11 protein-coding genes and 2 pseudogenes are annotated in these 13630 nt (G+C 56.9%); 10 read left to right on the top strand and 3 right to left on the bottom strand.

The window, feature by feature from the left end:
• Nucleotides 1-208: pseudogene (locus tag A3730_RS32840) on the top strand (hypothetical protein); the annotation flags it as partial.
• A 57-nt stretch (nt 209-265) separates the two neighbouring features.
• On the opposite strand, the gene A3730_RS26220 reads toward A3730_RS32840, so the two are convergent.
• Nucleotides 266-2359, bottom strand: coding sequence for a sensor histidine kinase (locus tag A3730_RS26220; RefSeq protein WP_063539294.1), 2094 nt, complete (start codon nt 2357-2359; stop codon nt 266-268).
• Nucleotides 2360-2535: 176 nt separating this feature from the next.
• Between A3730_RS26220 and A3730_RS26215 the strand changes: the two genes are divergently transcribed.
• Together A3730_RS26215 and A3730_RS26210 are read left to right on the top strand one after the other, a co-directional pair.
• The gene (locus A3730_RS26215) at nt 2536-3180 is read left to right on the top strand and encodes a response regulator transcription factor (RefSeq protein WP_082872546.1); all 645 of its coding nucleotides are present in this window, start codon (nt 2536-2538) and stop codon (nt 3178-3180) included.
• Nucleotides 3181-3293: 113 nt separating this feature from the next.
• Nucleotides 3294-5828: a hypothetical protein gene (locus A3730_RS26210; protein WP_156501380.1), complete on the top strand. Its 2535-nt coding sequence runs from the start codon at nt 3294-3296 to the stop codon at nt 5826-5828.
• A 428-nt stretch (nt 5829-6256) separates the two neighbouring features.
• Here the strand turns inward: A3730_RS26210 and A3730_RS26205 are convergent, their stop codons facing one another.
• The gene (locus tag A3730_RS26205; RefSeq protein WP_063539293.1) at nt 6257-7192 is read right to left on the bottom strand and encodes a hydroxymethylglutaryl-CoA lyase; all 936 of its coding nucleotides are present in this window, start codon (nt 7190-7192) and stop codon (nt 6257-6259) included.
• A gap of 203 nt (nt 7193-7395) precedes the next feature.
• Here A3730_RS26205 and A3730_RS26200 point away from each other — a divergent pair, with 203 nt between their 5' ends.
• The 7 genes from A3730_RS26200 (at nt 7396) to A3730_RS26175 (ending at nt 13383) form a co-directional block, all read left to right on the top strand.
• Nucleotides 7396-8070: a VOC family protein gene (locus tag A3730_RS26200; RefSeq protein ID WP_082872545.1), complete on the top strand. Its 675-nt coding sequence runs from the start codon at nt 7396-7398 to the stop codon at nt 8068-8070.
• Nucleotides 8067-9143 carry an alpha/beta fold hydrolase gene (locus A3730_RS26195; RefSeq protein ID WP_063520447.1) on the top strand — a complete coding sequence of 359 codons (1077 nt, stop codon included), beginning with the start codon at nt 8067-8069 and terminating at the stop codon, nt 9141-9143. Before A3730_RS26200 ends, A3730_RS26195 begins: the two co-directional genes overlap by 4 nt.
• A 170-nt stretch (nt 9144-9313) precedes the next feature.
• On the top strand, nt 9314-10168 hold the full coding sequence (locus A3730_RS26190; protein WP_063520446.1) for a triacylglycerol lipase: 855 nt from the start codon (nt 9314-9316) through the stop codon (nt 10166-10168).
• An 84-nt stretch (nt 10169-10252) separates the two neighbouring features.
• A complete protein-coding gene (locus tag A3730_RS26185; protein WP_063520445.1) occupies nt 10253-10702 on the top strand; it encodes an OsmC family protein in 450 nt (149 codons plus the stop codon).
• Between the two features lie 256 nt (nt 10703-10958).
• Nucleotides 10959-12098 carry an acyl-CoA dehydrogenase family protein gene (locus A3730_RS26180; RefSeq protein WP_063520444.1) on the top strand — a complete coding sequence of 380 codons (1140 nt, stop codon included), beginning with the start codon at nt 10959-10961 and terminating at the stop codon, nt 12096-12098.
• A gap of 401 nt (nt 12099-12499) precedes the next feature.
• Nucleotides 12500-12823 (top strand): hypothetical protein, encoded by a 324-nt coding sequence (locus A3730_RS30685; RefSeq protein ID WP_156497021.1) that lies wholly within the window; start codon nt 12500-12502, stop codon nt 12821-12823.
• A 107-nt stretch (nt 12824-12930) separates the two neighbouring features.
• Complete coding sequence (locus tag A3730_RS26175) at nt 12931-13383, top strand: hypothetical protein (protein WP_063521600.1); 453 nt, start codon at nt 12931-12933, stop codon at nt 13381-13383.
• A gap of 102 nt (nt 13384-13485) precedes the next feature.
• Here A3730_RS26175 and A3730_RS30680 read toward each other — a convergent pair.
• Nucleotides 13486-13630: pseudogene (locus tag A3730_RS30680) on the bottom strand (IS256 family transposase); the annotation flags it as partial.

Below are 13630 nucleotides of genomic sequence, written 5' to 3'. Positions count from 1 at the left end.
TGTCACCACGACAACCGACAAGCTGACCTCCGGATTGACCAAGACGCTTGGTTTCTTGGGCGCTATGGGAGGAACCTCCAATTCAACGGCCAGGGATATTACCCGCTACCAGGTTAATCTGATTCCTGCTTCCTATGACGCAGAAACACAGAGTTTGGCGCAAGGGCTGGTCGGCATGGTTGCCGTGAAAGCGGCAGCCTCTCGCTGATCTTGGGGGGAAGAAATAACGGGCCGCATTACGGCCCGTTATTTTGCGACGGTCGTATTATGCCATGGTGCTGGAAAGCGGAACCTCCAGCGTCACTTGCCAGCGATCATCGGACTTGCTGTATTGGCACCACCCGCCCAGCTTGCGTGCCCGGCCATCCATGATATCCAGGCCCCGGACGGTCCCCTCGGGGGGCTCAGCGAGCAGTCCGTCATTCTCAACCACCAGCGTCAGGGTAGAGCCTGGGCTATCCACGGTGACAGACAGAACGGTGGTTGAGGCATGCTTGAGTGCATTTGTCACTGCTTCGCGCAGAATGCGTGTCAGCTCACTGAACTCGCTGGCACCAAGGACAGTGGCGTTGGGTCGGGCCTGCCATACCAGTTGGGCACCGTGGTCTTCACAGCGCTGCTGGGTTTCTTCATGCCATTGAAGTATGGCCGCTTCCAGGGAGAGTGATTCGCCCTCCATGTCTTTAAGAAGATCACGCAAGTCATGAATAGCTTCGCGCACCAGCGGCTTGGTAGTGTCGGAGGAGCGATGCAACAACTGCAACAGCTTTGCGCCCAGATCATCATGCATATCCCGGCGTATCCGCAGTCGTTCCTCTTTGGCTCCTTTGGCATGGGCAATCCTGGCTTGGGTGACCAGCTGATGCAGAGACAATACAAGGCCGGCAATATGGATGTCCTGTCGATTGAAGATGCGGCCACCCTGTTGGGCGTGCTGCAGCTTCCAGGTGCGTTGCTCCAGGGGAGCTGGAACGATCAGGGTTTGCCCTTTGTCAGGGATGCTGATGTGTGCATTGACTGTAGCAAGCGCTTCTATGGAAAGGGGTTGGAATACCGCTCTCAGTGCTTGCTCCATGCCGGATTCGGTTTGGGTTTCCTGTTGGGCGAGCATGGCGGGCAGCGCCTGGGCCAGCCATTCATCCAGCTCCTGGCGCTGGCGGAGAAACATTCTTCTCCACAGATACTGGCGTAGAGGAAAGTAAAGCCAGCCAATAAAGGCTACGGACAGGGTCAGGGTGAGCGGCCCGGACAGGCTGAGCATCATGGCCAGCAACAGATCCGTGAGCATGATAAAGAGGCCGCCCAGCAACCAGGACCATAACGAAAACCACCACGGTTCGAGTGCGAAAAGCCGATGCCTTACCACGCCCAGTGCCATGCCCAGATACATCAGCAGGAAGGTCGTGAAAAGCAGCCCCTGTGACGCTGGTTGCGCGATCTGAAGCATCGCAGGAAGGATCATGCCGCCGGCAAAAAAAGCGGTACCCGCAACAATGGAAATGACGACCCAACGTAATGCGGAGCGGTCACCCGGTTGCTGTCTTGTCTGCCGCCACTGCCAGATTGACCCCAGCAGTCCTGCCAGAAAGATTGCCATTACCCAGGAATGGAAACCGTCAACAGGGCTGGCCACCTGTTGAGTTTGATCGATGACAATGGCTACGCAAAATGCCAGATAAAACCCTGTGGTGAGCCAACGTGAAGGGAACTGGCGCGGGTAGTTCCACAAGAAGGCGGCGAGAGAGGCAGAAAACAACAAGGCGCCTAGATGGTTAAGCCCTGAAAGCCAGGCGAACAACGTGCCGGAGATGAAGAAATCGCGAGTGCTGTAAATGGCGGCAGCCGAGGAAAAAAGCACATAACTCAGGCCTGTTACCGCAAATGAGGTAATGGCCACCTCGTGTTTTGCTGGTACCCAGACAAGAATGCAAATCACCATGCCAGCCAATCCGCAGACCAGCTGTAACCAGAAAAGGCCGGGGAGTTGGGTCAGGTGCCGTTGCTGTAACTGTACGGGATAAGTGTTGCCCGCATCATCCACCAGCATCAGCTGGCCATCGGAAAGCCATTGGGATAGCTCGCGGTGAGTTTCGAAAAACACATTGAGCTCGGTGTAGTGAGGCAGAACATCAGGCTCTTCCAGTAGCAGGAAGGGGGCGGCAGGACGTGAGGATCGGCCATTGCTGAACGCCGTGAGAAGAATCTCGCCCGTGCCAGGAATATCCGCGACAAGCTGCTCGGCCTTCTGTTGGAAGGTGATGTCACTAGTGGGCAGGGTGAGTGCCGTTGCGATAGCCATCAGGCCATACAGTGCCACCAGAAAAAGCCCGGTAATAATTCGTGTTTTCAGCGAAAGCATGCATGTTCCCTATGTGCAATGACATTACCTCACCCCCGTTTTTCGGGGGTTGATCCATGGGGTTGCCACCGATTACTACTACGGTGATTAGAACAATCTGTTTTTGGACGATTGAAGAATATATTATTTGCGTGATTCGGTTCACATTTTTATTTTCGCGGATTTGGAGTGCAAGCATGGATGCAATCAGGCAGGTATTGATTGTGGAAGATCTGCCTGATGTGGCTCAGTGGCTGCACGGACAGGTGGCCAGCCTGCTGTCGCCGACACAGATAGACCAGGCGGGAACGCTGGCGCAAGCCCGGGATAAAATCGATGCGCACGCCTATGATCTGGCGTTGATTGATCTGGGCTTGCCCGATGGGAATGGTGTTGGACTGATTCGACCCTTCAAGGAAGCCAATCGCCAGGCGATGTGTGTGGTCACCACCATCTTTGATGATGCCGAGCATCTTTTTGGTTCCTTGCGGTCCGGGGCGGATGGATACTTGTTGAAAGATGATACCGAGGCCGAATTCAGTAATCAGTTGTCCGGCATCCTTGCTGGTCGCCCTCCGTTGTCAGCCTCCATTGCCCGGTGCGTACTTGAGCAGTTTCATCCCGTCTTTGGCGAAAAGGAAGCGACCCTGACCGGGAGAGAAAAGGACATGCTGACCTTGATCGCTAAGGGATTGAGCGTGAAGCATGCAGCTCAGAAACTGGGTATTTCCCATTATACGGCGGCCGGTTACATGAAAGACGTCTATGCCAAGCTGCAGGTCAATACCCGTGCGGAAGCGACCCTGAAAGCGATCCATATGGGGCTGGTAAATCCCTCCTGAACGAGCCCCCCGTGCTTACCGGTTTCCTCCCCCCTGTTTAGGGGGTGCTGAAATTTCCCCACCACTCCTATGCTGCCAGTATCCATTTTAATCAGGCAGCGTGGGGATCGGGTATGCAGCCAACAATAGGGAAGTTCGTGTTTCGTGCCGGACTGCTGGGGGTCATCCTGGCCGTGGCAGGTTGTGGCGGCGACAGCAGTCGCGATAGTTCGAGCGGTAATGGCGGAGGCGGCGGGCCGTCTGCGCCTGCCGCGTCAAGCCTTTCTGGTACTGCAGCCGTCGGTGCCGCCATCCAGACCGGCACCGTTACCGCAGAATGTGCCGATGGCAGTGGCTTCACGTCCACCGTTACCACCAATGCCGATGGGGTCTGGAGTGGCGACATCACCAGCACTGCCTTGCCGTGTGTGTTGACGGTAACCGGCGGCACGCCCTCGGTAACCTTGCGCAGCTATGCCAGCCAGGCAGGAACGATCAATATCACCCCGATCACCGACATGGTGCTGGCCCTCGCTACCGGCCTTGCCGACGGCAGCTGGAGTGCGACCCCGGCCAACTGGCCCGATGCCAGCACCATTGCCAGCAAGAAAACCGAGCTGCTTACGGCCATGACCAATGCCGGTTTTACCCTGCCCGGCGGCGACCCGTTCAGCACCGCGCTGGCGGTTGGCGATGCCTGGGACCAGGTGCTGGATGCGATCCAGGAAGCCATTGATGACGACCCCTCTATCGCTGATTACAACGCACTGCTGAATCTGGTGAAAGACGGCAACCTGGGCCAGTTCCCGGACGCGCCGGAAGACGAAGAACCGGTCGACCCGGAATTGCCTGCGAACCTGGATGTGCTGACTGACTTTGCTGGTACTTACACGGTAATAGGAAATGCTACTGGAGATCCCGGATACTGTGCGAGTTGTGGGACGGCCAACCGCGACCATGTGCGTGGCAGCGTCATTATTTCTGCACAGGGTGATATTGATTTCGATACGGGAATCAGTTTTGTCGCTACGGATATTGTTGCGATTTACGATCGAAAAAATGTAGCCGCAGATCGACGGGTCGCTGTGAACTATGGACTGTCCGATAGTGATGAGCGTGTGCGGGTATACCTCAATGCGGATGGGGACGTTATGGAAATCATCCATGATGATGGCCAGGGTACCACCACCCGTGCCTTGATTCAGGAAGACAGTTCGGACCCTGAACCCGAACCCGGTGCAGAGCTATTGGGTATGCGCAATGGGGTAGCGGTAGTGTACGGCGGCAATGTTTGGGCTCTGGAACAGCCGTTTATCGAGTCCTTCATGGCCACTACGGCTAAGCGGCAGATTCGGGCTAATAATTTTGGCAACGACTACAACATTATCGACACAACGCCGTTCAATGGAGATGAACTGGCCTGGGTGCAGGTAAATGTCGCCCATGGCGCGCTGGGTACGCAGTTGTGTGGAGCCAGCACAGGGGTATCAATGCTGACCGTCGACAATAGCGTCAGCCCACCCGTGCAGAAAACCTGGACGGCCACGGCCTGTGAACTGGATGTGGACTATCACTTCAGTAATGGGGCCACCGATGGCCGCATCATCAGTGCCACGCTGGGTAACGACAAGGATGCAGAACAGGTTACTCTGAGCGACGGTCAGTTCCGTATCTTTATTCATACCGGCATTGACGGTGAAGCACCGGCCCTGGCGGACGAGATTCGTTGGGACATGACGATCGATAGTGGTACCCGTGAGATGCGCTCCGGACATTTCCTGGGTGGCCGGCCCCTGCTGGATGGCTCACATCCGGATCATGCGCTGAAATTCGAACTGCAGGCCGGCAGCAACAACAACCCCGCGGCAGGCGAATACAGCTGCGACGATGGTGACACCGAAGTGACCCTGAAGATGGGCTGGATCACCGTTAGCGATCCGCTGTTCAAGTTTCAGAGTGCCAACGGGGGTAATTGCACCGTTACCATCGAGCAAAATGCCGGGCGCAAGTATATCGGTTCGTACACCGCCACCCTGATGGGGCCTAGCAACGGAGGCGGTGCTGCCTTTGGCTCAGGGTTGGGGACAGGCGATATTGAATTGCCCGCTGCCGAGCGAACCCTGGTCGTGCATGGCAAGTTCCGTAACTTCACCACGCAGACCTTCCATGCTGACAACGGCGGTGATGAAGGCGCCCTGGGTGAGGAAACCCAGGGGATTTCCATGACCATTGATGATGGCAACACGCATTTCACGCAGGGGGAGCGCTTTCAGCTGGCCTCGGAGTATGCCTCCAACGGCAGTATCGGTTACTTCTCCAAGGTGTTTAGTGATCTGGAATCGCCCAATAACCTGATGCGGATGGTGTGGTCCAATATTCCCATGCAGGTGGGCAGCTTTACCTGCAACACTGATGTGGGTGGCTTGAAGCCGACCATGTCACTGTCAACGCCGGCCAACATTCCCTACAGCGCGACCTACACCCAGTCAGGCACCCAAAACCTGTCTGAAGGCGCCTCCTGTACCATCAATGTGACCAGCGTAAGTGATGGCGTGGTAGAAGGGACGTATATCGCAACCCTGGTGGCGAGGAATATGGGGCCGGTCCTGCCCAACAATGATGACGCCATTTCCTTGTCTGGCGAGTTCCGTTATCCCTACACACCCTGATAACGGGATAGACAAGCAATAAGACGCCATACAATGAAACGCCGGGCAGTGAGGTTGCCCGGCGTTTTTGATGGTGGGGGTTGGCTTTTTTGTGGTTCATTGCGGGTTTCCGGGAAAAGCTCAATTTAATCCCCTCCCGTGCTGTAAGAGCGTCGGTTATTCGCTTCGCTCTTCGGGCCGTCCTGCGGGCGTTTCTTCGTTACGCTCGGTGGCGGCGTGATCCCAGACCAGGAATAAAAGCATTTTCACTACAGAGGGCACAGGGTTCACAGAGGAAGGTGGTTTTCCTCTGTGAACCCTGTACCCCCAGCGGTAAATCAGTCTTAAACGACGTGGGTTATCGCGCCGCCAGCGACGCTCCTACGGAAGAGGGCTTTTCTGTAGACGATTCCCGCTCATCCACGATGAACCTTTTGCTGGGCGATTGATTACCACAGACAGGGCGTCTTGCCCTGTTTTTCCTGGGATTCCATCCAGCTGAGGATGCGCCCGCCCAGTGGGCGCTGGGTGGCCTCCTGTGCCAGCGCCACGGCGGCGCGTAGTTTTTCCACATCAATACCGGTCTTCAGGCCGGCACTTTCCAGCAGGTAGACCATATCTTCAGTGGCCATGTTGCCGGTGGCGCCGGGGGCAAACGGGCAGCCGCCCAGACCGCCCACCGAGGCATCGAAACGGCGCACCCCCAGATCCGCAGCGGCCCAGGCCATGGCGGCGGCCAGCCCGCGGGTGTCGTGCAGGTGCACGTAGAATTTCTCCGCCCCGAATTCGCGGATCAGCGGCGCCATGATGTCCTTCATCTGCTGCGGATTGCCGGCGCCAATGGTGTCGGCAATGGCTACCTCGTCGGAGCCTGCAGCAAACATGCGCTCGCTGAGTTGCTGGGGCAATGTCACTGGCACCGGGCCGTCGTAGGGGCAGGCAAAGGCCCCGGAGATATAGGTGCGGGTGGCAATGCCGTCCGCTTTGGCCGCCGCAATGATGGCTTCACAGCTTTGCGCGGCTTGCTCCAGGCTCATGCGCAGGTTGCGCTCGTTGAAGGAATCGGTGGTGGACAGCACCAGCGCCACCGTGGGGTAGCCCGCATGCCGCGCCAGCTGGTAGCCCTTCAGATTGGGGACCAGGGCCGTGTAGTGCAGAGGGATGTGCAGCGCGTCACCTTGCGGCAGCAGCGGCGTCAGGGCGGCGGCATCGGCCATCTGCGGTATCGCCTTGGGGCTCACAAAGCTCACTGGTTCCAGGTAGCGCATGCCCGCATCGACCAGTAACTGGGCCAGTTTTGCCTTGGTGGCCGTGTCCACGGTTACCGATTGATTCTGAAGGCCGTCGCGCAGCCCCACTTCGTTGATGATTGCCTGATCTGCCATGGTGCTTGCCGTCGTGCCGAAAGGGGCCCGCAAGTGTGCCATCGCCGCTGGCGTTGTGCACCCTGGCCGGACAGACGGTGGGTTTGCAGGTGGCCAGAACTGACAGGTTCTTGGTGGCGGCGTCTGCGGCAATCTTGGGCAAAGAGCCTCATTGCTGCCACAGCGCCAACACCAATAACCAAAGGCAATAACAGGAGCCAACCATGAGCAGCCTGCCCCCCTGCGCCATGCTCAAGCACGTGCATCACAGCGCCTACCGCTGCCGCGATGCGGAGCAGACCCGCTGGTTTTACGAAGAGGTGCTGGGCCTGCCCCTCACCCTGGCCATGGTGTTCGATGAAGAGCCAGGCACCGGCCGCAAGATCGACTACATGCATCTGTTCTTCAAGATGGGCGATGACAATTTCATTGCCTTCTTCGACGCCCCGGAGGGGGCCGATGAAAAAATGTTCCGCCCGCGCAGTGCCTTCGATCTGCACCTGGCCTTTGAAGTGGACACCCTGGACGAGCTGAAGGATTGGCGCCGCCGGATTAACAAGGCCGGCCGCCCCTGCTTTGGGCCCATCGACCACGACTTCATTCACTCCATCTATTTCTTCGACCCCAACGGTATTTCGCTGGAAATCACCATCAAGGATGCCCGCTATGAGGCCGTGGTGGCGGAAGATGCCGCCAACGCCCATGGGGTGCTGAAGGCGTGGACCGAAAAGACCCGCGCGCTGAAGGAAGACAATTTTGGTGCCGCGGCCCTGGATATGCGTGGCCTGGACATGAGTAAGACTGACTTCTCGAAAGTGAAGGGCGCCATGGAGCAGCAGCAGGGCAAACAACAAGAAAAGCAGGACACGCAGAACACGCAGAAGGACGCCCCGCAATGAGCAAGCATTACGACCGCATCCCGTATCTGGTGACCTTCATGGAGCAATCCAGCTTCAAGGACACCTACGCCGGCCCCATGGACCTGGTGGCCCTGGAATCCCACCTGCTTACCCCGAAAAGCGGCCCGGGCAAGACCGTGGTGATCTTTATGCACCCGGTGGGCGGCGGAGCTTATCTGCCCATGGTGTCGGCGCTGGCGAAAGCGGGGCTCTCGGTTATCTATTGCAACAGCCGTTACCGCGGGGCCGACAGTGCGCTGCTGATGGAGAAGGTGGTAGCGGATCTGGGCGCCTGCGTGCGCGATGCCAAAGAACGGCTGGGTTTTGAAAAAGTGGTGCTGGCGGGCTGGTCCGGTGGTGGCTCCCTGAGCCTGCTGTATCAGGCTGAAGCGGAAGACCCGCAGATTACCCACACGCCAGCGGGAGACCCTTACGATCTCACCGCGCAAAACCTGATTCCAGCGGACGGCATCATGCTGCTGGCGGCCCACGTGTCCCGTGCCATCACCATGACTGAATGGCTGGACCCGTCTGTGAAAGACGAGAACAACCCGGAGGATCGGGAGTTGGATATCTACCATCCGGATTGCCCCAATCAGCCGCCCTACAGTGCTGAGTTCGTGGCCCGTTTCCGCCAGGCACAGATCGACCGCAACCGCCGCATCACCGGTTGGGCAAAGAGCAAGCTGGACGATTTTCGCAGCAAGGGCCTGCACACCGAGGAGTATGGTTTTATCGTGCACCGCACCATGTGTGACGTGCGCTGGCTGGACCCGGAACAGGACAGCAATGAGCGTGTCCCCGGCACCTGTTACCTGGGCGACCCGGAAACCGTCAACAATGGCCCGGCCTGCGCCGGGCGCATCAAGGTGCCGGCGCTGGTGATCGGCAACACCGCCGACAACGCCTGTACCCCCAGCCATACCCAACGGCTCTTTGATGGCTTCCAATCAGGGCAGGCCACCCTGCGCGAAGTGGCCGGTGCCAATCACTATTACTTTGGCCAGAACGACAAATTGGCTGAAGCGGTGGCGCACTGCACCGCCTGGCTGAACGAGCAGGGACTGGGCTAGCGGGGTTGAGGTTTTATTCAGGCGGGCAGCCATGTGGGCCCCGTTGACGGGATGGTTGGCGGTCAATTGTGAATTCTCTTCACGTCTTGTCCGACAGTCATACCAGCCGCGCTTCATCCTCCCCGGCGCTGGCCTAGCGTCGGTAAAAACAACAACGGAGTCATTACGGGATGGGACTGATCATTTTTCTGCTGGCACTGTTGGTGCTCACCACGGTGTCCATCACCTTGGTGTTTTATCTGTGCTGGTACTACGACCGCCGCAGTTTTCCGGAACAGGCCGAGCTGCCCGGTGAGCAGCCGCTACGGCTACTCCCCACGGTGATTGGCATGGCCAAGGAAGCCGCGGCCCTGACGATTCTGGTGTTCAGTTACCCGTTGCGGTTGATCCACGATACCTCGCCGGCACGCAGCCGCCATCATGGCGAGGCACCGGTGATTCTGGTCCATGGCTATGGCGGCAACAGCGCCAACTTTTTGTTCATGCAGTGGCGCCTGAAGTGGCGGGGCTGGTCCAACGTCTATTCCGTGAGTTACACCCCGCCACACATCAATGCCCGCAAACTGTCGCAGCAGGTGGTGGATCATGTTGAGCGTATCCTGGCCGTCACGGGTGCCGAAAAGGCGCACCTGATTTGCCATTCCATGGGCGGGCCGCTAACCCGGTACGCACTCAAAAACCTGGGCCTGGCCGGCAAGGTGGACCGGGTGATCACCCTGGGCAGCCCGCACTACGGGTCGCGGATTGCCGGGCTGTTCCCGCCATTGGGCGCTGCCGCCCAGCTGCGTTACCAGAGCCCGTTCATTCGGGAGCTGGCCACCGAGCAGCCCTGCCCGGGTAATGCCCGTTACTTCTCCATCTTTTCCAATATGGATAATTTTGTGCTGCCGGTCTCCACGGCGGTACTGCACGGCGCAGAAGAAAATATCCACGTCCCGTATCTGGGCCATTGTGCCTTGCTGTACAGCACGCGGGTGATGGACCAGGTGGAACGTTGCCTTCTGGCCCCGGTGAAGGACAGCTGATCAGACATTGATCTGCAACATGGTTGCCTTTCCTCTCTTGCCGGATCATGGTGAAAGTGAAAACGCGAGAGAGGGAGTTCGACCATGAGTGAATACGGCGCAACAGTGGCCTGGCACCTGCAGCGGGGCACCGAATTCGATTATGAACACTTCAACCGGGACCACGAATGGACCTTCGCCGGCGGCGAAGTCGTACAGGCCTCCGGCTCCCCGGAGTTTTACGGCTGCGCCAACCGGGTGAACCCGGACGAAGCCGTGATTGCCGCCACGGCCAGCTGTCATATGCTGACCTTCCTGTCCATCGCTGCCAAGCGTGGCCTCAACGTCCTCAGCTATATTGACCAGCCGGTAGGCACGGTAGAAAAGAACCCGGAAGGCCGCATGACGATCACCCGGATCGTGCTGCGTCCCCGAGTCGTCTTCGATGGCGAAGAGCCGGATGGCGCAGCCCTGGAAAAGCTCCACGACAGCGCCCACCGCAACTGCTTCGTGGCCAACTCTTTGAAGGCGGACGTGCGTATAGAGTCAGCCTAGCCGATCGGGTTTCCCCCAGGCCTGACGGATTCTGCAGGAGCGCCCTTTCAGGGCGCGAACCCCCGCACGCTAATCGCAAACCCCCAAACTCCAGACTTGCCGGCGCACGCCAAAGGCTGCGATTCGCCTCACCCGTCGGGACCGGACAGTCACCCGGCATTGATGTGGCCGTCACGCCTTAGCGCTAGAATGTGGGCCATTGTTAATCGGCACACCCAGGGTGGGCCGCCGCCGTTGACCAACAGGACTAGCCAGCATGCTTGATCAGAACGAAATCGAACTGTTTCGCGATAACGTCAAAAAATTCCTCGAAAACGAAGTCGCCCCGCACTACGACCAGTGGGAAAAAGCCGAAATGTTCCCCCGCGAGCTGTGGAACAAGATGGGCGAAAATGGCCTGTTGTGTGTGGACGTGCCGGAAGAATACGGCGGCTTCGGCGCCAACTTCCGCCTGTCCGCAGTGATTGTGGAAGAAGCCTCCCGTGCCGGTTTTGGTGCCCTGGCGTCCAACATTTCCGTGCATTCCGACATCGTTGCTCCCTACATCCTGCACCTGGGTAGCGAAGAGCAGAAACAAGCCTGGTTGCCGAAAATGGTCACCGGTGAAGCCGTGGGCGCCATCGGCATGACCGAACCTGGTGCCGGCTCCGACCTGCAGGGCATGAAAACCCGTGCCGACAAGGACGGCGATGGCTACAGCATCAGCGGCCAGAAAACCTTCATCACCAACGGCCAGCACTGCGACGTGATCGTGCTCGCCACCAAGACCGACCCGAATGCCGGTTCCAAAGGCATGACCCTGTTCACCGTGGACTGCGCACTGGACGGTTTTGCGCGCGGCCGCAACCTGGAAAAAATGGGCCACCACGCGGCGGATACCTCCGAGCTGTTCTTCGAAAACGTGAAAGTGGGCGCCGACCAGATTCTTGGTGGTGAAGGCAAAGGCTTCGCCAACCTGATGAACGAACTGCCCCGCGAACGCCTGATCCTGGCCCTGGGCGCCATCGCCGCCTGTGAAGGCATGATCGAGCGCACCATCGAATACACCAAAGAGCGCATGGCATTTGGCAAGCCGATCTCCAGCCTGCAAAACACCCGCTTCGTGCTGGCGGACCTGCACGCCCAGGTCGTCGTCAACCGCGCCTACGGTGAGCAGTGCATCGACCAGTACGATCGCAACGAACTCACCGCCACCAACGCCTCCATCGCCAAGCTCACCACCACCGAGCTGCAAGGCGTGGTTGCTGACAAATGTCTGCAACTGTTCGGTGGCTACGGCTACATGCAGGAATACCCCATCTCCCGCGACTACGTGGATGCACGCATCCAGCGCATCTACGGCGGCACCAGCGAAATCATGAAGGAAATCATCTCCCGGGACATTATCGGGCGGTAAGTTGCTTCATTTTTCCGAATAAAAAACGCGGCCGATGGCCGCGTTTTTTTTATGCCTCCTCTTTCTGTAGGAGCACCACTTGAGGTGCGAACCTTGGTGCAGCCAAATCCTGACTAGCCCATGCTCAACAGAACTGGCATGAAGTTGTAGGATATGGCTTACATAAAAAGCTAAACGGTTGATATAAAGTGGGTTTCACTAGGGGAGAGGGTCAAGGAAGCGCAGGAAATAACCCGCTACTTCGACTTTTGTCAGATGAGATCAATTCTCGGCGGTGCTCCAGATCATTGTAGCCACTGAATTATTTGGCTCATTGGCTGTTGCCTCGCTAAGAATTATGTCGAAAAAAGATATGTCGAACCGTTCGACTGAATACGCTGTTATGCATCCTAGGAGATCAAGTGAAGGCTAAATTTTTGACTGCCTTTTGTGTTCTTCCACTGTTATCTAATGCAGGTGTAATTACCTGTGGCGATGCAATGAGCGTAGGCAGTGAAGCAAGAGCTTCTCTTCACGAAGCAGCTCAATCTAGAGCCCAGAGCGCGGCGCAAGAATTCATGGAGAAAACGATAGTTCATCCATATGGAGCCAGAGATTCTATGATTGGTGGAACTCCTGAAAAGATGGCAGGAACCATAGAGGTTTATTGGTGCCAGTCGGCTGAACAACCATTGCACTCTGCGTACTACAATTTTTATATGTCCAATAAGGGTGTATTTGAGTAAATGCATAACAAGGCCAAGCACCGCGACGTATTTTTCGTTACGCCTGCGGCTTCACAAAAAATACGCGCGTGTTGGCGGCGCTATGCGTCTAGGAAGTGTGAGAAATCATGAGGTTATTGATTATATCTGTATTTATATTTTTTTTATTGTCTTGCTCTAAGAAAGAGCCAGCGATAGCTGATATCTATGAAGTCGATTATTTTATTTGGAAAAATGTTACGACTCTGGAGCGTATGGAAAACGAGAAAATTATAGTTATCGATCTAGAGCTTGCTGAATTGTACAACTACCATTACCCACCTAGTGTAATGGTGACTAATGAAGCGATTGATCCCTATTCGCTGCAAGAAACTGATGATACTTGGCACCACCTTATGGTAGGGAGGGCTAATAACAAGGCCGATTTGTTTATGACTGCAGATTGGAAAATGGAAATTGATGCTGAGGATGAAAATGCGGCGTCAAAACATCTAAGGGTGGTTAGGGTTGTACCTAAGAGTGTAACAGAAGGGTTTGTTAATATTTCTGGGTATCAGTCAATAAAGTTTGAGATAGAATAATGGGTGGCTTAATCTCTAGACGCTAAACCGAATTTGCGACTTTGGGGGCTTGGTTCAATACGGGGAGAGGGTGTTCAAAACTCTGTGTCACAGCCAGCAGCCTCACAGGCTGATGTATTTGTCCAGGCGCTCGGGGAAGTGGATGGCCATCTGTGACAGCGTCAGATTCCAGTTCTGCACCGGGTGGGTCCAGCGCTCGGATGCCTTGAGTATACCGGCATAGAGCAGCTTCAGTAAGGCGTTCTCA

The organism is Alcanivorax sp. HI0044, assembly GCF_001634945.1.
This window is presented reverse-complemented; position numbering and strand designations above follow the sequence as displayed.